This is a genomic window from Kaistella gelatinilytica (assembly GCF_015679325.1).
Lineage (GTDB): Bacteria > Bacteroidota > Bacteroidia > Flavobacteriales > Weeksellaceae > Kaistella > Kaistella gelatinilytica.
This window is the reverse complement of sequence record NZ_JADPVI010000001.1, coordinates 1,016,088-1,035,627: the sequence shown is the minus strand read 5'-3', so window position 1 is coordinate 1,035,627 and position 19,540 is coordinate 1,016,088. Positions and strand designations below refer to the sequence as shown.

Below are 19,540 nucleotides of genomic sequence, written 5' to 3'. Positions count from 1 at the left end.
TTTTGAAAAATTTCCGGTTCATCGCTCCAGATATTATGTCCAGAATTTTAAATTAATCTGAAATCAATATTAGGATAATTTTTAATTTGGTCCCGGTATTTTTCACCCCTAAAATCGATGAAATCATAAGCTCCACCAATCACGGTAACTTTTCCATTGCGATTCATTACATCGCGGTAATCGAAATTCCAGTTGACTGTTTTAGGCATTATATTTCCGACTCTTTGGTTGTAGTAAGCCATTCCGCCCTTAATATTTTTTATAGATTTCTCGATCTGAAAAGTGTTCACTGAGGCGAATTTAATACGCCATATTTGTGTTTTTTCTCGAGCAGTAGGATTTTTTTTCTCTTCTAAAGGTTTTAACAAATTTTGAACTTCAAGTCGATTCATCAGAAATTTTACTTGGTCTGCAAGTCTTTCATTTTTGGCATTTTCTTTTTCAGAAAAAGGTGCAATTGCGCTAACTAATACCATGTTCTTCACCATTTCTGGATGTTTCCTCAAAAATTCCATACCAACTAATGTTCCCATGGAGTGGCAGAAAAATTTTGCTTTTTTAATCCCTAATTCCTGCATCAAAGTAAAAATATCTTCCACATTTTTATCGAAAGTGAGCGATTTTTCCTTTGCAGAAGGTTCAGACATCAATGAACCGCGTTGATCAAAGTAGACAAAATGAAAACCTTTTTCTAAATTTTTCGTCGCATCCAACATATAAACGTGGTTTGCACCAAATCCGCCATGTAAAACAATGACCGTGTCTTTCGATTTGGAAAGTGACTCTTTTACATAAATCCGTAAACTGTCCGAGGTATTAAAGTACCATTGTTCATATTTATTTCCTTGTGCAGAAAGCGAAATCGCGAAAAATAGCAGAAGGAATTGAAATGATGTTTTCATAACTGATGATTTTAAATTAGAAAACAAAAGTATTTTGGATCAGCTTATTTTCCAATAGAAATTGAATCAACTCACCATTTTTTGTAATAAATCAAAGAAATTTTGAAATAAAAATAACCACTCCGATGAAGAAGTGGTTCAATTTTTATAATTCTGAAAAATATTTTAAAGATTATTGAGAATAAAATCCGTCATTTTCTGATAGAGTTGTGGTCTTGTTTTTCCACCACTAATTCCGTGGTTTTTATCTGGATATGCCATAAATTCAAATTGCTTTTTGTTTTGAATCAAAGCTTCAGAAAACTCCATTGAGTTTTGAAAATGTACGTTATCATCGGCAGTTCCGTGAATCAAAAGAAATTTACCTTTCAATAATTGCGCATAACTTGTCGGTGAATTATCGTCATAACCTTTCGGGTTTTCCTGCGGCGTTCTCAAGAATCTTTCGGTATAAACTGAATCGTAATATCTCCAGTTCGTAACGGGTGCAACAGCGATTCCCATTTTGAAAACGTCAGCTCCTTTTGTTAAAGCTAAACTTGACATATAACCACCAAAACTCCAGCCGAAAATACCAATTCTGTCTTTATTAATGTAGGATTGTTTTCCGAACCATTTTGCTGCGGCGATTTGATCTTCAATTTCGTATTTCCCTAAATTTAAATAGGTCACTTTTTTAAATTGGGTTCCTTTGAAACCTGTTCCGCGTCCGTCAACACAGGCAACGATGTATCCTTGCTGAACCAGACTTTCAAACCAGATCGCATTTCCTCCATCCCAGGAATTTGAAACTTGCTGAGAACCCGGACCTGAATACTGGAACATAAACAATGGATATTTTTTATTTTTATCGAAATCTTTTGGCTTCATGATCCAGGCATTCATTTGATCGCCTGCTTCATTTGGAACCGTGAAAAATTCCTTATCAACAAAATTATCGACTTTCAATTTTGCCAAAAGCTCGTTGTTATTTTGAAGTTCTTTCAAGCTTTTTCCACTGTTATCTTTTAAAGTATAGGTGTAAGGTTTTGCGGCAGAAGAAGAAGTTTCGATAAAATAATTGAAATTTCCACTGAAATTTGCGCTATTATTTCCGGAGTCATTAGAAAGTAATATCGATTTTCCAGAGTCGATATTTATTTTTGAAACGACTTTGTTGATGCTTCCTTTTTCGGTTGTCTGAATGTAAACCTCTTTAGTTTTAGGATTAAATCCGTAATAGTCAGTTACTTCCCAATCTCCTTTTGTTATTTGTTTTTTGAGCTTTCCATTTTGGTCATACCAATAAAGGTGACGGTTTCCGTCTCTTTCTGCGCCCCAGATAAAGGAATTATCATCTAAAAATTCCAAAGTAACATTATCGGTATCGATCCATTTTGCATCACTTTCGGTGAACAATTTATTGATCGTTCCTGTTTTTGTATTCACTTTTAAAACGTCAGAAGCATTTTGTAATCTTTCGGAAGTGATCAAAATAATTTCATCCGCTTTTGCCGTTTTATAGACATTTGGAATGTAATAATTTTTAAAGCTTGCCAAATTTAAAACAATCGTTTTATTGGAATCCAAACGATACAAATGCGCTGAAACTACTGAATTATTAGCACCTGCTTTTGGATATTTATACCGCATTTCAGAAGGGTAGAGCTGTTTTCCATAAACAGGAATATACATTTCAGGAACATCGGATTCATCAGATTTTACATAGACGATCGCATCAGAATTTTTCGTCCATTCGTATTGTTTTGCATGGCCGAATTCTTCTTCATAAACCCAGTCAGCAAGACCATTTAGGATAGCGTTTTTCTTTCCATCGGTAGTGATCTGCGTAATTTTTCCGGAAGATAATTCCTGGTAAAATAAATTATTATCAGCGATGAATGCAACTTTACTTCCATCTGGAGAAAAAGTTGGTTCCTGAACAAAATTTCCTCCATTTAAATTCAGAACTTTTCCAGATTTCAAATCTTTCACATCAAATTTTCCCAGGAAAGAATGTCTGTAAATTTGTTCACTATCTTTCAATAATAGGATTTTGGATTCGTCATCATTAAATATATAGGACAGGAAATTTCCGTCCACAATATTTCCATCTTTTTTCGAGGTTTTATAGGAATATTTTGCAATGCCGTCTTTCTCAATGACTGCATAATTTTCGCCATTTTTTAGGGAGGCGATTCCTGAAATTCCTTTGCCACGATAATAGCCGGAATAAATTTTATCTAAAGTAATTTCCTGTGCAAAGTAAGACACAGAAACGAGGATTGAAACTGATAAAAAAAGCTTTTTCATTGTATAATTTGGTAAGAATTCAAAGATAGTAATTTTATTAAACAGGAATTTAAGTTCAATAAGTTTGTTAGAAAAAGAGATAAACGTAAGGTGTTTTCCTCAACTTTCTTAAAGTAAGGATATTAAAATTTTAGTCTTAAATTAGTTAGGTTTACAAAAGAAGGTTATTTCTTTATTTTCTCCTCCTCATTATGAGAAAAACCGATGGAAGGTCTTGGAATTTCAACCAACTTATAATGGTCTAATTCTTTTTTCAACTTCTCAATTCGGTGTGGAAAATCATCATAATTGTTTACAGAAACATCCCTGAGAAATTGAGCGACCTGATCTAAATATTCTTCTGTCAGTTTTGCAGAAGCGTCGCGAAGTGCTGAGTTTAAGAGCTTGCTGTCAATTTTTATGTCTTCAGAACTGTGTTTTAAATACATATTTCGAAGGCGTTTTTTTAAACTCTGTGTAAAATCGATGATCATCGTGTTCGAAAAGACATTCATTTTCGACGAGATGTCTTTCCAGAAAGGAAGTTTATTTGCGTTGTTTTTTATCAGAATTTTCATCAAAAGTGAATCTTCCGACAGATGTCGTGTAATATGCAGCAAGATCATTTCCACTCTTTCCTGAGCATTGGGCGGGAAAATCGGGATCAAGACATCAAATCTGCCGGGAGCCAAAATCTCTTTGTCAATATCTGCAACTGAATTGGCTGAACCAACCATCAATAAATTTTCCTCTTCAAAATGACCGATGTAATGTAAAATGATTTCTTTGGTTTCTTCATCACACGAAGACACTGACTTTTCCTCGGTTCGCTGATTCATGATGGTGTCAAAATCCTCCATAAAAAGAAGTGACTTTTCTTCTTTCATCTTTTGTATGAGAAAATCATTAAAGCTCGTTTTATTACCATCAACAAACGAGGTTCCGTAATAATACTTTTTAACTTCATCGAAACGGTAACCGGTGATCTCGGCGATTTTATTCGCCCAAAAAATTTTCCCGCTTCCCGGTGGACCGTAAAGAATGATGCCTACAGGTTTGTGAATTCCCCAATCGGTCAGCGGAGTTTTGTTGATAAACGGTTCTAATTCCCGGGATAAATAGAAGAATAAATCTCGATATCCAATAAAATCCTGTTTTGTTAAAGTCGATTTTTTACCAAAATAATCATAAACAAATTGATAATTTCCGCCCAGTTTGTTATCGATCCCAAAGCTCGAAACAGTTGACTTATACAAACCGTTATCGAACACTTGAGGTTTTTCATTAGCGATAATTTCCGCAACTTTTTCTTTGGGTTGATTTATATTTTCGGCAATATCTTCGATGGATTTATTTTGGTCTAAATCTTTTTCGTATTTTTTTAGGAAGGAAATATTTTCTCTTGCGAACTTCTCAAAGTCCTTTTTTACTTGGAAATTAGTTGTTAAACATTCTGCAAGTTCGAGATCGAAATCCTGAATAAATTTAATAAAGCTTCCAGTGGAGATTTGAAGTTCTTTTGCAAGTTCGGCCAATTTCATAAGATAAAATTTTGGGTATAACCAAAGCTACAAAAATTATCAGAAAAAGTGTAAGTGCTAAAAAGTAGAATATTTAATATATAAGTAGAAACGAAAATGAAATTTGAAATTAAATAGGAAGAGTACTATTTTTTGCCAAATTAAGGTTCAAAACTTTCAAATTTTCCATTTTCATAGAACCAGACAATTCTTTTTATTTTACTTTCTTGATTTTCAATTACTTGACTTTCTAATTTTGGTTCCGAAATGGCTAATCGTTGAGAAGCTGATATTTCTTCTTTCTTTGGACTTTGTTCATGAATTTTAGATTCTCGAGGAATATCATTTATAATTTTATCTTCAGATTCGGTAACTCCAAAATTTTCGTCATTAATCAAAGAGAACAAATCGGGTAGAGATGCGGGTTTAGGTTTTTCGATAACGATTTCTTCTTCCTGCTTTTTTACCATTTCACCAGATCCACTAATGAGCCAATCCCATTGTAATTCGGGGAAACGACTTTTTATCTTAATAAGAAAATCGAGGGAAGGTTTATTTCTTCCTGATGTAATATGTGAAATATTAGATCGCTGCACATCGATCTCATCTGCAAACTCAGACGCAGATAATTCTGAATATTCGATAATTTTTGTAATTCGCTCGTTCAAATTCATAATTACAAATGTAAAACAATATTTTACAAATATAAAATACAAAAGTAAACAAATAAAGATTTTACTTCTTTACAAAAGTAAAAACAACACTTAATGCATTGGTTTTTAATAATTTATTCTGTTTACAAGTTTAATTAATGACGCGTATGATCATCAATTTCAGGGTTAACCTTTAACGTACGCTCTTTCTTACGTTCAGGGAAAATCAAGGAGAATAGAATACTTAAACCTAAAATTCCGATGATGACGAAGAGGGAATCGGTGGTTGAAAATCCCCAGTTTTCCAGATAATGATGGAACAACATCTTTAAACCAATGAATATTAAAAGAATCGCTAAACCCAATTTCAGGAATCGGAATTTGTCGATAATTCCTGCCAGTATAAAGAACATGGAACGTAAACCGATAATTGCAAATATATTTGAAAAGAAGACGATATAAGGATCTTTAGTCACTGAAAAAATAGCGGGAATACTGTCAACAGCGAAGATCAAATCGGTCGCTTCAATGATTAGTAAAACCAAAAAGAGTGGCGTAACTTTCTTTACTCCTTCTATAGTCACAAAGAATTTACTTCCGACGAAATGATTGTGAACCTTAAAGAACCGATTCGCAAACTTTACGATGGGGTGATTTTGGGTATCAATTTTTTCGTCGCCGTCTTTATCAAGGAACATTTTAATCCCCGTAAATACCAGGAAAGCTCCAAATACATACATGATCCAGGCGAATTTGGCTATAAGTGCTGCACCCACAAAAATAAAGATGAAACGCATGACAATCGCACCTAAAATTCCCCAGAATAGAACGCGGTGATAGTTTTTCTGCGCTACTCCAAATGCAGTGAAGATAAGAACCATTACAAAGATATTATCCACAGAAAGCGCATATTCCACAACATAACCCGTCAAATATTCTAATCCTAAATTTTGATTGTATAATTGAATGCTATGTTCTAAATCTCCGGGAATAATTTTCACGGCGTGATGATGCGAAGAAATGACATGTTGCAGTTTTTCCATACTGTTGATGCCGTGGAGTAGGTGACCGTAACTGATCAGCAAAACATAGAAACACATCGACAGTGCTACTACAAGAAAACTCATCAAGCCTGCCTGTTTCATCGAAACGGTAGCAGATTTTTTGTTCAGGAGTCCTAAATCCAAAGCGAGGATAAAGAAGATGAAGACTAAAAATCCAATTAAAAATAAGGTCTCGTTTGTCATAATATTATTATGTACAAATATACTCAAATATCATTTTTAAACTAATTTACATTTGTAATACAATACTAGATTACGAAGTAACTAACATTGATCACGTTTATGTTTTTACCCTACAAATGGGCTTTTTGCACCTCTTTTCTACTTAAAGTATTATTAATTTAATACTTAAGTTAAATATTTTAAATAATTGTTTTTCAATATTTTATGAATTATAATTATTAATAAGGCAATCCACAATTTAATCAACAGACAAACTGACATTTCGTCGCGTTTAAATTATTTACAAAAGTTAATTTTAAAATTCGGTTAAAAAAAATTAAATTTGAGAAATGTAAAATTTCAAAATATGCCTGAAACATTGGAGTACCGAAAAAACCCTGATTTCCCAAACCGTTACATATCCCCGGAAAAATTATTTTTTTACCTACAGACGAATTACAGCGATCATATTGTGAAAGTTGGACAGTCTTTTTTGGAGAAACCAATTTTTAGAATGACTGTAGGAAATGGTGATATCAGAGTCCTGGCTTGGTCTCAGATGCATGGCAATGAATCGAATGCGACGCACGCAATGCTTGACTTATTAGAAATCTTTAAACATCAAGCAGAATTAAAAGAAGAGCTCTTTTCGAAAATAAGTTTAAATTTTATATTTATGCTTAATCCGGACGGTTCTGAAAAATGGTCGCGTCGAAATGCTTTAGATATCGATATGAACAGAGATTTTCTGAAACTTTCAAGTAAAGAATTTCGGGTTTTAAAGAAGATGGCAGAAACAGGAAATTACAATTATGCTTTAAATCTTCATGAACAACGCACCATTTTTACAACAGATGGCGAACATCCTGCAACACTTTCTTTTTTAGCTCCGGCTGAAGATCATGAAAGAACAATAACAGAAACCCGTAAAAAAGCGATGGCCGTGATCTCCAGAATTTATGAAAATTTAAAACCAGAAATTCCAAATCAGATCGCGAGATATTCGGATGAATTTTATCCTACTTCTACCGGTGATAATCTGACGAAAATGGGTATTCCAACAATTCTTTATGAAGGCGGTCATTTTCCGAACGATTACAAGAGAGAAGGAACAAGAAAATATTATACGATTGCTTTATATGAAGGATTGAAAGCCATTTCAGAATTAAATGGATCAACAGAAAAATGGGAAACGTACAAACAGATTCCTGAAAATAAAGAAACGCACTTCGACATCATTTACAGAAATGTAAAACTAAATACCGATTTTGAATGTATTTTAGATATTGCAGTGCAGTTTAAAGAAGAGATTTTAGAAGGTGAAGAGGAGATTTCATTTCTCCCAATCGTTGTTGAAGTTGGTGATATCGGAAAAAAGAAAGGTTGGAAAGAAATTGATTGTTCAGGAAAGACTTTTGTTTGCGATAAAAAATTTCCGAAGCTTGATGAAGAAGTGAATTTTAAAATTATATAAAAAAAAGCGAAGTCAAAAAACTTCGCTTATATTTTAATTTAAAAAGTAAGAAACTAATTCACTACTTTAATCCCGTTTGCTACAAATCTGATTTCTTCTTGTGGTTTTGTAATCGCATCAATTTCTGACTGTGGCTTTTTTGCGTCTTCTGCATAATGTTTTTGTTCATCAACAGAAATTACTTTCTTTTCTGCAGTTCCTTCCAAAACTACATTTTTACCTTTTAGAGCTGTTGGTACGAAGAAGGCGTAATCTTTCATTTTCACAAAAAATTTGTCGTTGTTTTCTGTTTCTACCGTTAACCAACATCCTTTTTTATCGCAAACGTCGATCACTTTTCCTTTGATCGCGACGTTCTCAACTTTTTTAGATTTTTTTAATTTCTTCTGTAATTGAGCTGGAGAAACTGCAGATTTTTCTGCAACTGCAGAAACTTTTCCCCCATAAACTTCACCTATTGTCGCGTTTCCTTCTGGCGGCCCCATTTTCTTTTCGGCTTCCTGTGCGAAAACTACAGTTGAAAATGCGACTGTTAATAAAAGAACTAATTTTTTCATGTTATATAATTTTTACAAAAATAACAAATTTTATTGAGACTAAATTTCTGATTAATCAGCTTTTACCGAATAATGATAGATAAGTCCTACTTAAATATAAAAATCATTAGCGAAAATTTATATATTTACGTCTTTCAAAATTCAAAAGAAGAAAAGTACTTATTATATCTACATTTTTCCGGATTAGAACTGAAACTAAATAAGCTTATGGACAAAAAACTCAAACTTTGGGACGCAACGATGCTCGTAATGGGCTCTATGATTGGCAGCGGAATATTCATAGTAAGTTCCGACATGATGCGGAATTTAGGTTCAGGATATTGGCTGATCACGGTTTGGGTGATTACAGGAATTATGACGGTTGCTGCTGCGATTTCTTACGGCGAACTTTCCTCCATGTTTCCCAAAGCGGGTGGACAATACACTTACATCACCGAAATTTTCGGAAAAATGACGGGTTTTCTTTACGGATGGGGTTTATTTACCGTAATTCAAACAGGAACAATTGCCGCTGTAGCAATGGCTTTCGGGAAATTTACAGCTTATCTTGTTCCGGCGCTCAATGATTCTGCGCCTCTTTTTCAAAGTGGTGGTTTCAAAATAACCTGGATTCAGATCTTAGCAATTTGCGTCATCATGTTGCTGACTTATATTAATACAAAAGGACTGAAAAACGGAAAAATTCTTCAGGATCTTTTCACAACGTCCAAAATTTTAGCCTTACTCGGAATTATCATTTTCGGATTCATATTGGTAAAAAATTCAATGTGGACAGAAAATATGAATTTTGGTTGGAGCGCATTTCAGGATTTCGGTAAAGAAGTAGGAAACGATTTAGTCCCAACTGGTTGGAAATCCATCGGCGGAATTACCCTTTTAGGCGGGATCGCCGCGGCAATGGTTGGTTCCGTTTTCAGTTCTGTGGCTTGGGAAAACGTAACATTTGTTTCCGGAGAAATCGAAAATCCGAAGAAGAATGTTGTAAAATCAATGGTTTTAGGAACCATCGTCGTGATGGTTTTATACATGCTCGTCAATTTCGTTTATCTCCACGCTTTAGATCGCGATGGAATTGCATTTGCCGATAAAAATCGTCCTGCTGTTGCGGCTTCTGAAGTGATTTTTGGAAATATCGGAACTGTGATTATGGCAGTTTTAGTTATGATTTCAACATTCGGATGTATCAACGGATTGGTTTTAGCAGGTTCCCGTGTTTTTCAAACCATGGCAAAAGACGGTCTGTTTTTCAAATCAGCCATCGAAAATAATAAAAACAACGTTCCCGGAAAATCCTTATGGATGCAGGGAATTTGGGCCTCGGTTCTCGCTTTGAGCGGACAATACGGCGATTTACTCGACATGATTTCCTTCGTCATCGTCCTTTTTTATATGATCACCGTTTTCGGCGTTATTTATTTAAGGATCAAAAAACCAGAACTCGAAAGACCCTATAAAACCTGGCTTTATCCAATCACGCCAATTTTATATTTGGTCATTGGAACCTCGTTTTGCGTCTTATTGGTCTTTTTCAAACCACAATATACGTGGCCCGGATTTATCCTGATTTTGCTCGGTTTACCCGTCTATTTATTCATTAATCGAAACAAAAAAGCAGATTAATTCTTCTGGGAGCAAGGAGATTCGGTTTTTGCTCCAAAATCATTCCCGTTTTCACTACTCGCTTCCCGATCAAATGCATCGGGAGAGCTCAAACAGGCCGTTCAACCGGGGCTAAAATTGAGGGAATTTTTTCTTCCCGAAGCTTTTTATGGCGTTCTATTTGATACCATTGGAGCAACTTTAAAAAATAAAAAATGTCAGAATTAGTCTCTATATTCCAGTCCTCTTATTTATACGAGATCGAAGTCGCTAAAACAAAACTCGCTTCCCGCGAAATTCCAAGCTATATTAAAAATGAATACGTAAATAATATCGCCGTTTTTCCGATGTCCCAAAACTATTATTTAATGGTCAGCGAAAGAGATTTCGAAAATGCTGAGAAGGTATTGCAGGAAAACGATGAAGTTTCAGAAGATGTAAATCTGCTTTAGGCAAACTTGTTAACTCAATCATTCAATCTCTTAAAAACTGAACAACTCAATCACTCAAAAACTTAGTAACTTTTTTTTGAAGAAAAAATAAATCTTTATTTTAGCCCCGATTGTAGCGTAAATCTTTTTCAATAGGCGCGGCGGCGAAGCCGCCGCGCCTATTGAAAAAATTGCAACGGAAAGCGGGTTGTGTTTTCGAAAAACAAACAAATCTTCGCGCTCCCAAAAACTGATAATCTTCCCGAAATAGAAGTCCATTTCCCTTTGACTTCACTTTTTATTTTCCCTATCTTTACGCAAAATTTTTAGAGAAAATGATCGACTGGAAAACCGTAAAAGAATACGAAGATATAACCTATCAAAAATGTGGTGCGGTTGCTCGCATCGCCTTTAACAGGCCGGAAGTTCGCAATGCATTCCGACCGAAAACAACTTCAGAATTATACGACGCTTTTTACCACGTTTCAGAAGATTCTTCTGTGGGAGTAGTTTTACTGACCGGTGAAGGACCGAGTCCTAAAGATGGCGGTCACGCTTTTTGCAGTGGCGGCGATCAAAAAGCGCGTGGTGAACAGGGTTATGTTGGTGAAGACGGAAGACATCGTTTAAATATTTTAGAAGTTCAGCGATTGATCAGATTTATGCCGAAAGTCGTAATTGCCGTTGTTAACGGTTGGGCTGTAGGAGGTGGACATTCTCTGCACGTGGTTTGTGATTTGACCTTAGCAAGTGAAGAACATGCGATTTTCAAACAAACCGACGCTGATGTTACGAGTTTTGATGGCGGTTATGGTTCTGCTTATTTGGCAAAAATGGTTGGGCAGAAAAAAGCCCGCGAAATTTTCTTTTTAGGACGAAATTACAATGCAAAAGAAGCAGCGGAAATGGGAATGGTTAACGCCGTAATCCCGCACGCAAAATTGGAGGATACGGCTTATGAATGGGCACAGGAAATTTTAGGAAAATCTCCATTGTCTATCAGAATGCTAAAATTTGCCATGAACTTAACCGATGACGGAATGGTTGGCCAACAGGTTTTCGCAGGTGAAGCAACGCGTCTCGCTTACATGACTGAAGAAGCAAAAGAGGGTAGAAATGCTTTCCTTGAAAAGAGAAAACCGGACTTCGGGGAAAATAATTGGATATCTTAACATTAGCAATCAGCGATAGGTAATAAGTAATTTATTACGCATTACCAATTACTCTTTGCTCATTATTCATAATTTATGACGGATTGGATAAAAGCCGCAAGATTGCGCACTTTGCCGCTTTCGATGAGCGGAATAATTTTAGGTTCCTTCATCGCGAAATGGAGAATGACAGAGTTTGGCGGGACTTGGGACTGGAAAATCTTTGCATTGGCAATTTTGGTGACTTTGCTTTATCAGATCTTGTCAAACTTCGCCAACGATTACGGCGATGGGATCAGAGGAACTGATGAATTACGGCACAATGTAGCAGAACAGAGAGCCGTTGCTTCCGGACGAATTACCGCAGATCAAATGCGGAATGCCGTCATCTTATTTTCTGGTTTGTCTTTAGTTGCAACCATCGCACTTTTATATTTTGCCTTTTTCAGAGAAAATTTAATGAAGGAATTCTACGTTTTCGTAGGGTTGGGAATTGCCTGTATTTTAGCTGCTGTTGGTTACACCGTTGGAAAAAAACCTTATGGTTACATGGGATTAGGCGATATTTTTGTTTTTATTTTCTTCGGTTTAGTATCGGTGTGTGGCAGTTATTTCCTGTTCACGAAAAGTTTCAACTGGGACATGCTTTTACCCGCAACGGCAGTCGGAATGTTGAGTGCAGCGGTTTTAAACCTTAATAATATGCGGGATATTGTAAGCGATGAATCGAGTGGCAAGAAGACCTTGGCGTTAAGATTAGGATTTAAAAATGCCATGATTTATGAGATCATTTTATTACAACTTCCTTTGATCATCATGCTGGTTTTCATGATGAAAAATGGATTGCATACGCAGGGAAAATATTACGCTTTCATCTTTTTTATTTTAATACTTCCTATGATGGGAGTTCGACGAAAAATTATGGAGGTTAAAGAACCTGCTGAATTAGATCCATTTCTGAAACAGGTTGGGATTTTGACTTTAACAATGGCAGTTTTAGTCGCTGTTGGATTAAATTATTTTTAATTAAAAATTATCACGATGAAAATACAATTTCTCGGACAAAACTGTTTTTTGTTCTCCTACAAAGGAAAAAATATATTGAGCGATCCTTTTTATAATTATCAGAAAGATCAATCAGGTTTCGATATTTCGGCTCAGAAAATCGATTACATTTTAATTACGCACGCACACGGTGATCACATTGCAGATGTGAAAGAAGTTTTGCAACATTATCCTGAAGCGCAGATCATTGGACAACCAGAAATTTGTGGACATTTCGGTCATCCGAATTCGATTGATATTAATTTTGGAGGTTCTGCGAAATTTTTGGATATGAAAATTTCTATGGTTCCCGCTTCTCACACGAGCTCTTTTCCCGACGGCACTTATGGTGGTGAACCTTGCGGATATATTTTTAGATTCGAAGGTAAGAATGTCTATTTCGCGGGCGACACCGGCGTCATGGCAGATATGGAAATGTTCCCGAAACTATTTGGAAACATCGACTTAGCAATTCTTCCCATCGGTTCTCATTACACCATGTGCTCAAGAAAAGCCAGTTTTGCTGCTTCGGAATTATTGAAAACTAAGAAAGTCATCGGTTGTCATTTCGATACCTTTCCGCCCATTAAAATTGATCACGACGAAGCTAAAGCAAGATTTGCAGAAAGAAATGTTGAATTAGTTTTACCTGAATTAGGAGGAACTTTCGAAATTTAAGCTGAAAGAAAATGTTGAATAGGGTAGAAAAAGAATTTTGGAAAGGAGTGCGATATATTTCAGTAAAATCTGAATTTAAGGCACAAAAAATGGCAAGCTACCTAAATCACACCGCTACAACCAATTACCTTTGCTGCGTTCCCACCCTGGAGGATTCTCAGGAGCTGGTTGTTTAGGACTTGCCGGTGCAAAGATAAGGGTTTAATTGAAAATTCAAAATAGAATCGCTTATTTTTGAAAGATTTTTTAAATAAAGAGATAAAAGAAATAATTAAGACCTCAAATTAAAATTTGAACGGTTAAAAAATAAAATTTACAAAGTTTCAGATATGGTAAAAAATGTTTATGGAGTTGGGTTCGCCTTGTATGGTGCGACGATGTTGCTTTTTTTTGGAATGTATTTTTTCGGAATGAACACCGAATATTTTAGCAACTCTTTGCTTATGAATGCATTTCTACTTCCTCTTGTTTTTGTCGCGGGCGCTTATTTTTCTGTATATTCCGTCAAAAAGAAGGGAATTCCGATGGGTTTTCAGGAAGTTTTCGGGCGAACTTTTAAACCGATGTTTGTTGGTGGAATTTTATCGGTGATTACCATGTTTTTATTTCTAAATTTCGTTGATACTGACGCTAAAGATCTCCTTAATTATCAATACATCGAAAGACAGAAAACTGAACTCAACAATGAGTACGAAAAAGCGAAAATCGGAATGAAGGATGCGGAGCAAAAACAAGAACTCGAAAAAAATTATCAGAACCGTTTGCAAAGCTTCTCCCCAGAAATGATCAAGGGAAAAGATATGTTTTCTTTTAGACAATTCACCTATTATTTTGGTGCAATTATGGCATTTTACGTTATTCTGTCCGTCTTTTTTGCAAGTTTTTTCCGCAGCAGCATCGAAAATTAATTTAAGTAAAAAGTATTACTTTTCCTATCTCAAAATGAAGAAATAATATTCTAATTTTGAGGTAATAATTTCAAATTTTGAATCATTAATGAATTTATCCATTATAATTCCTCTTTTAAATGAAGAAGAATCGCTGGAAGAACTTTTTTCCAGAATCAATTCCGTTTGTAACACGGCCAATCTTTCGTATGAAATTTGGTTCATAGACGACGGAAGTACCGACCTTTCGTGGAGCATCATCGAAAATCTGAAAGTGCAATTTCCTCAAATTCATGGAATCAAATTTTCCAGAAATTACGGGAAATCACAGGCTCTTCATGCCGCTTTCGAGAAAGCAATTGGCGACGTTATCATTACCATGGATGCTGATTTACAGGATTTTCCCGAAGAAATTCCGGAATTGTACGACATGATAAAACTGGGGGATTACGATATTGTTTCCGGCTGGAAAAAGAAACGTTACGATAATGTGATGACCAAAAATTTGCCCTCCAAACTATTCAATGCTGCGGCCAGAAAATTGTCGGGTGTAGAATTGCATGATTTCAACTGTGGTCTGAAAGCTTATAAAAGACAAGTCGTAAAATCAATTGATGTTTATGGCGATATGCACCGATATATTCCTGTTTTGGCAGCAAACGCAGGTTTCAGAAAGATTACTGAAAAACCGGTTCAACACCAAGCCAGACCTTTCGGTACTTCAAAATTTGGATCAGAACGTTTTGTTCGCGGATTTCTCGATTTAATTACGCTGTGGTTTGTGAGCCGTTTTGGTGGAAGACCGATGCATTTTTTTGGTGCAGTTGGAACGGTAATGTTTATCGTAGGATTTCTCTCTGCATTTTGGTTGGGACTTTCTAAATTAATCGATGTTTCGCGCGGAATTTATGGTCATCTTTTAACCAATAATGCCTGGTTTTTTATCGCTTTGACGATGATGATTTTAGGGTCGCTTCTATTTATCGCTGGATTCTTAGGTGAGCTGATTATTCGCACCAACAGAGATCACAAAAATTATAATATTGACGAAGTGATTTAATGTACCGGAAACAATGAAAAATTTATTTTATTTGCTCGCAATTTTCACGCTTTTTTCCTGCGGAAAGATTTCTCCGAAAGGTAAAATCGAAAGTAAAGATATTAAAGTGGAACATTTCGTCAATCTCAGTCTTCATGGGAAATTTCGTGCATTTTATATTAAAAGTGACAGCAGTTTCATCAATGTAGAAACCTATAAGAATATTGCTGATAATCTTAAAATTTCAGTGAAAGATAAAACATTGAGCATTACTGAAAAAAGAGAAAGCAAAGGTGTTGATTTTTACAACGTCACTATTTACTCAAAATATAATTTAGAGCAACTAAGCCTTTCGGACAGTATCGAAATGAATATTTCGAGTGAAATTAAGACAGATAATTTCAAATTGAACTTGAAAAAAAATGCTAAATTTATTGGGTCGGTAAATTCAAGAAAAACAGACCTTGAAATGACGGGGAAAAGTCGTGCAAATTTTCTGGGAAGTTCAAAAAGTGCAAGCATTAAAATTTCTGATACCGCAAGTTTAATTGCTCCCTACTGGAAAATCGATGATCTAATGATTGATTCCAAAAACGAAAATTATACGGAAGTTAATGTTAAGGATTCCATCAAAGGGAATATAAAAAACACCTCTAAATTTGTTTATTACAACGATCCGATTCGCGCCTTTAAAATTGAAAAAGACGCAACCGTAGAAAATAAAAAATTGGAGTAGAGCTTAGGAATATAGCTTAAGAATTCAATTTTAAAAAATAAAATTTAGTTCAGAAAAATATTATTACAAAACATTCAACTTCTGAACTCCTTAAAATAAATGTATAACAAGAAGGGAATTGAAATTTTAGAGGTCTTTAAAACTTCCATCTTCCCACTTCCTTCTTCCAAACTTAAAAAACATGACTACTTTAGAAAAAGCAAAGCTCTGGTTAACAGATTCTTTCGATCAGGAAACAAAAAATACCGTTCAAAACTGGATTGATACCAATTCTGATGAACTCGAAGATTCTTTTTACAAGGAACTGGAATTCGGAACTGGCGGAATGCGCGGAATTATGGGTGTTGGGACCAATCGTCTTAATAAATATACACTCGGACAAGCCACTCAAGGTTTAGCAAATTACCTTCACTCGCAGTTTCCTGGTGAAGAAATAAAAGTTGCGATTGCGTACGATGTTCGTCATAATTCGAAAGAGTTTGGAAAAATGTGTGCTGATGTTCTGACTGCAAATGGAATTAAAGTTTTGCTATTTAAGCAACACCGTCCAACGCCGGAACTTTCTTTCACGGTTCGTGATAAAAAATGCAACGCTGGAATTGTGCTTACTGCTTCTCATAATCCACCTGAATATAATGGTTACAAAGTTTACTGGAATGACGGTGCGCAAATCGTCCCGCCACAAGATGGTGCGATTATCAAAGAAGTTTATTCTGTAAAATTTGCTGAAATTAAATTCGACGGAAATGATGATCTAATCGAATGGATCGGCGAGGAGCAAGATCAGGTTTATATCGATGCCTGTATGGAAAACTCCCTTTATCAGGATATTGGCAGAGATAATTTAAATATTGTTTTTACTTCGATTCACGGAACAACTTACACAACCGTTCCTCAAGCTTTGGAAAAAGCTGGTTTTAAAAAAGTGGTTTTGGTAAGGGAACAAATGATTCCGAGCGGGAATTTTCCAACCGTAGAATCTCCGAATCCGGAAGAACCTGCAGCTCTGGAAATGGCGCTCGATTTAGCAAGAATTACGAATGGTGATATTGTCATCGGAACCGATCCAGACGGAGACCGATTGGGAATTGCGGTGAGAAATTTAGAAGGAGAATTACAACTTTTAAATGGAAATCAGTGCAATACCATTTTGACGTATTATATTCTCGATCAGTGGAACAAAGCAGGCAGAATCACTGGAAAAGAATTTATCGGTTCTACCATTGTGACTTCAGATATTTTCTATGATATCGCGAAAAAATTCGGTGTTGACTGCAAAGTTGGATTAACCGGTTTCAAATGGATCGGAAAAATGATCCGCGATTTTGAGGGAAAAGAAAAATTTATTTGTGGTGGAGAGGAAAGCTTCGGTTTCATGACGGGAGATTTCGTTCGCGATAAAGATTCTTGTGGTTCCATTTTATTGGCTTGCGAAATTGCAGCAGTTTGCAAAGCACAAGGAAAAACAATGTATCAGTACTTGATCGAGATCTACGAAGATCTGGGAATGTACTACGAAGGTTTAGTAAATGTGGTGAAAAAGGGTAGAACAGGAGCGGAAGAGATCAATCAGATGATGAGCGATTTCAGAAATAATCCGGTGAAAGAATTGGCAGGTTCGAAAGTGACGGAAATTAAAGATTTTCAGGAACAAACCTCTTTAAATTTAGCCGATAATCAAAAATCGGTGATGGATGAAATTCCAAAATCTAATGTTTTGAGTTATTATACTGAAGATGGAACGAAGGTTTGTATTCGTCCTTCCGGAACAGAGCCGAAGATCAAATTTTATGTTTCGGTGAAAGATACTGTTACTTCTGAAGATGATTTCGAAAAGAAATTAATTGCAGCGGAAGATAAAATACAGAGAATTAAAGCGGATCTGAAACTATAACAACAACGTATTTACAGGAAAAAAGGCAGAGGATTTTTATCTTTTGCCTTTTTAAATTATTCATAAATTAAAAAATTGCCTTCGTGAAATGCCTCCTCTTTATTATTCTTTACCTTTTGCCACTGAATTTATTTTCTCAATATTTGCGGCCTAATGAAATAATTCTGTATTCTTTTGAAACAAAAGACCGGAAGAAAATGGTTTTGGTCAAAGACAAAAACAATCAATATATTCAGTATCGTTTTGGGACAAAAAATAAGATCGAATTAGAATTTCCCGCAGAAAGAAATGCCGACAGTTGGAAGTTATTCTCTTACAATTATTATATGAGAGGCGGTGGTAAAGCAAATTCTGGACAGGAAATCGCAAATCTCGCTTTTACTCAAAACGGATTTCAGTATTTAGTGTATTCCACTTATTTTTCAGAAGATGAATCAATGCAGACCGGAATTCTGATCACCAATTTAGCCACTCAGAAGAAAGCAAGGATCAAAGGGATCATTAAAACCCGCAAAGAAAGTTTATTCTACCTACAGGAAAATAGTTTACTAAAATTAGAGGAAGACGGCGGCTTAGATTTTTAAAATAAAAAAAAGTTTCACATCTTGTGAAACTTTTTTTATTTTAAAATTGACCGAAACGCTAAAGCGATGTTTCGTCCTTTACCTCTACTTTAACCTCTGGAACAGATGATTTTTCAGTTTCTACAGATGGTGATTTTTTTTCGATCACTTCAGTTTTTGGTTTCTGAACTTCTACAGCTGGCGTACTTATTTCAGTCTCTCCTTCAGACTCGGTATATTCACCGCCTTCATCATATTCTTCATCTGCCACGCTATTGTCATCATCTGTATATTGATAATAAGAGCTGAACTTTTTTGATTTCTTATCGTAAAGAACTACATATTTACTCGATTCCTTTTGAATAATTAAACCACTGACAGGTGCGGGAATTAATTTATTTTCCTGCAAGAAAATTTTAGCACCCGTATTGAAAGAATTAATAACTGGCAGATCATAATCATAATCCTCTACAAAAAGAAGTTCTCCCTTATCATTAAATATAACCAATTTTGAACTTTTAAAATCATTTTTCTCCAAAATAACCGCTAGATCGCTGTTTTCCTTTCCATCATCAGTGAAATCTCCAAAAGCAAAAACTCTTTTAGCGCGATCTGGAATTTTTGTCATAAAGTAAGTCCCGTCCAAATATCCGCTATTCGACAAATAATTATAGATGTACACTTTATAATCTTGGGGTATTTTGTCGTAAGCAGGAGCAGAAAATAACGCTTCAACCTGAGGATAAGTACCATCGGCATTAGTCTCTGAAGATTTATTTTTTAGAAACAGTCCTATCGCTATGAGTGCGATTACAACAACAACTCCTATGATCCATCCTTTTTTAGATTTTTTTTTCGCAGGAGGGCTGGAAACAATTTCTTCGGAATTCTGGTTTTCAATCATGTTTTTCTCTT

At 35.4% G+C, this 19,540-nt stretch carries 18 protein-coding genes and 1 other RNA gene; 11 read left to right on the top strand and 8 right to left on the bottom strand.

Annotated features, from left to right (window positions below):
• Nucleotides 1–47: 47 nt before the first annotated feature.
• The 5 genes from IV494_RS04525 to IV494_RS04505 all read right to left on the bottom strand — a co-directional run bounded on the left by IV494_RS04525 (nt 48) and on the right by IV494_RS04505 (nt 6,593).
• Complete coding sequence (locus IV494_RS04525) at nt 48–902, bottom strand: alpha/beta fold hydrolase (protein WP_196078962.1); 855 nt, start codon at nt 900–902, stop codon at nt 48–50.
• A gap of 165 nt (nt 903–1,067) precedes the next feature.
• Nucleotides 1,068–3,194 (bottom strand): S9 family peptidase, encoded by a 2,127-nt coding sequence (locus IV494_RS04520; protein WP_196078961.1) that lies wholly within the window; start codon nt 3,192–3,194, stop codon nt 1,068–1,070.
• Between the two features lie 164 nt (nt 3,195–3,358).
• On the bottom strand, nt 3,359–4,714 hold the full coding sequence (locus IV494_RS04515) for an AAA family ATPase (RefSeq protein ID WP_196078960.1): 1,356 nt from the start codon (nt 4,712–4,714) through the stop codon (nt 3,359–3,361).
• A gap of 140 nt (nt 4,715–4,854) precedes the next feature.
• Nucleotides 4,855–5,367, bottom strand: coding sequence for a helix-turn-helix domain-containing protein (locus IV494_RS04510; RefSeq protein ID WP_196078959.1), 513 nt, complete (start codon nt 5,365–5,367; stop codon nt 4,855–4,857).
• Nucleotides 5,368–5,501: 134 nt separating this feature from the next.
• Nucleotides 5,502–6,593, bottom strand: a complete 1,092-nt coding sequence (locus tag IV494_RS04505) for a TerC/Alx family metal homeostasis membrane protein (protein WP_196078958.1) — start codon at nt 6,591–6,593, stop codon at nt 5,502–5,504.
• Nucleotides 6,594–6,939: 346 nt separating this feature from the next.
• Here IV494_RS04505 and IV494_RS04500 point away from each other — a divergent pair, with 346 nt between their 5' ends.
• Nucleotides 6,940–8,046, top strand: a complete 1,107-nt coding sequence (locus IV494_RS04500) for a M14 family zinc carboxypeptidase (RefSeq protein ID WP_196078957.1) — start codon at nt 6,940–6,942, stop codon at nt 8,044–8,046.
• Between the two features lie 53 nt (nt 8,047–8,099).
• Here IV494_RS04500 and IV494_RS04495 read toward each other — a convergent pair whose 3' ends face one another.
• A complete protein-coding gene (locus IV494_RS04495; RefSeq protein ID WP_196078956.1) occupies nt 8,100–8,603 on the bottom strand; it encodes a DUF4920 domain-containing protein in 504 nt (167 codons plus the stop codon).
• A gap of 207 nt (nt 8,604–8,810) precedes the next feature.
• Here IV494_RS04495 and IV494_RS04490 point away from each other — a divergent pair, with 207 nt between their 5' ends.
• From IV494_RS04490 to IV494_RS04470, 5 genes are all read left to right on the top strand, one after another.
• Entirely contained in the window at nt 8,811–10,223 is a 1,413-nt protein-coding gene (locus IV494_RS04490) for an APC family permease (RefSeq protein WP_196078955.1), read from the top strand.
• Between the two features lie 194 nt (nt 10,224–10,417).
• Nucleotides 10,418–10,654 (top strand): putative signal transducing protein, encoded by a 237-nt coding sequence (locus tag IV494_RS04485; RefSeq protein ID WP_196078954.1) that lies wholly within the window; start codon nt 10,418–10,420, stop codon nt 10,652–10,654.
• 314 nt (nt 10,655–10,968) lie between these two features.
• Complete coding sequence (locus tag IV494_RS04480; protein WP_196078953.1) at nt 10,969–11,805, top strand: 1,4-dihydroxy-2-naphthoyl-CoA synthase; 837 nt, start codon at nt 10,969–10,971, stop codon at nt 11,803–11,805.
• A gap of 75 nt (nt 11,806–11,880) precedes the next feature.
• Nucleotides 11,881–12,810: a 1,4-dihydroxy-2-naphthoate octaprenyltransferase gene (gene menA / locus IV494_RS04475; protein WP_196078952.1), complete on the top strand. Its 930-nt coding sequence runs from the start codon at nt 11,881–11,883 to the stop codon at nt 12,808–12,810.
• A gap of 15 nt (nt 12,811–12,825) precedes the next feature.
• Entirely contained in the window at nt 12,826–13,506 is a 681-nt protein-coding gene (locus IV494_RS04470; protein WP_196078951.1) for a metal-dependent hydrolase, read from the top strand.
• 87 nt (nt 13,507–13,593) lie between these two features.
• Here the strand turns inward: IV494_RS04470 and ffs are convergent.
• Nucleotides 13,594–13,691, bottom strand: an RNA gene (ffs, locus tag IV494_RS04465) — signal recognition particle sRNA small type.
• Between the two features lie 144 nt (nt 13,692–13,835).
• Between ffs and IV494_RS04460 the strand changes: the two genes are divergently transcribed.
• The 5 genes from IV494_RS04460 (at nt 13,836) to IV494_RS04440 (ending at nt 18,646) form a co-directional block, all read left to right on the top strand.
• Entirely contained in the window at nt 13,836–14,414 is a 579-nt protein-coding gene (locus IV494_RS04460) for a DUF4199 domain-containing protein (RefSeq protein WP_196078950.1), read from the top strand.
• 88 nt (nt 14,415–14,502) lie between these two features.
• Nucleotides 14,503–15,453: a glycosyltransferase family 2 protein gene (locus IV494_RS04455; protein WP_196078949.1), complete on the top strand. Its 951-nt coding sequence runs from the start codon at nt 14,503–14,505 to the stop codon at nt 15,451–15,453.
• Between the two features lie 13 nt (nt 15,454–15,466).
• On the top strand, nt 15,467–16,168 hold the full coding sequence (locus IV494_RS04450; RefSeq protein ID WP_196078948.1) for a GIN domain-containing protein: 702 nt from the start codon (nt 15,467–15,469) through the stop codon (nt 16,166–16,168).
• A gap of 181 nt (nt 16,169–16,349) precedes the next feature.
• Nucleotides 16,350–18,062, top strand: coding sequence for a phospho-sugar mutase (locus tag IV494_RS04445; RefSeq protein WP_196078947.1), 1,713 nt, complete (start codon nt 16,350–16,352; stop codon nt 18,060–18,062).
• Between the two features lie 83 nt (nt 18,063–18,145).
• The gene (locus tag IV494_RS04440; protein ID WP_196078946.1) at nt 18,146–18,646 is read left to right on the top strand and encodes a hypothetical protein; all 501 of its coding nucleotides are present in this window, start codon (nt 18,146–18,148) and stop codon (nt 18,644–18,646) included.
• A 58-nt stretch (nt 18,647–18,704) separates the two neighbouring features.
• On the opposite strand, the gene IV494_RS04435 is transcribed toward IV494_RS04440, so the two are convergent.
• Nucleotides 18,705–19,529: a hypothetical protein gene (locus IV494_RS04435; protein WP_196078945.1), complete on the bottom strand. Its 825-nt coding sequence runs from the start codon at nt 19,527–19,529 to the stop codon at nt 18,705–18,707.
• Nucleotides 19,530–19,540 lie beyond the last annotated feature (11 nt).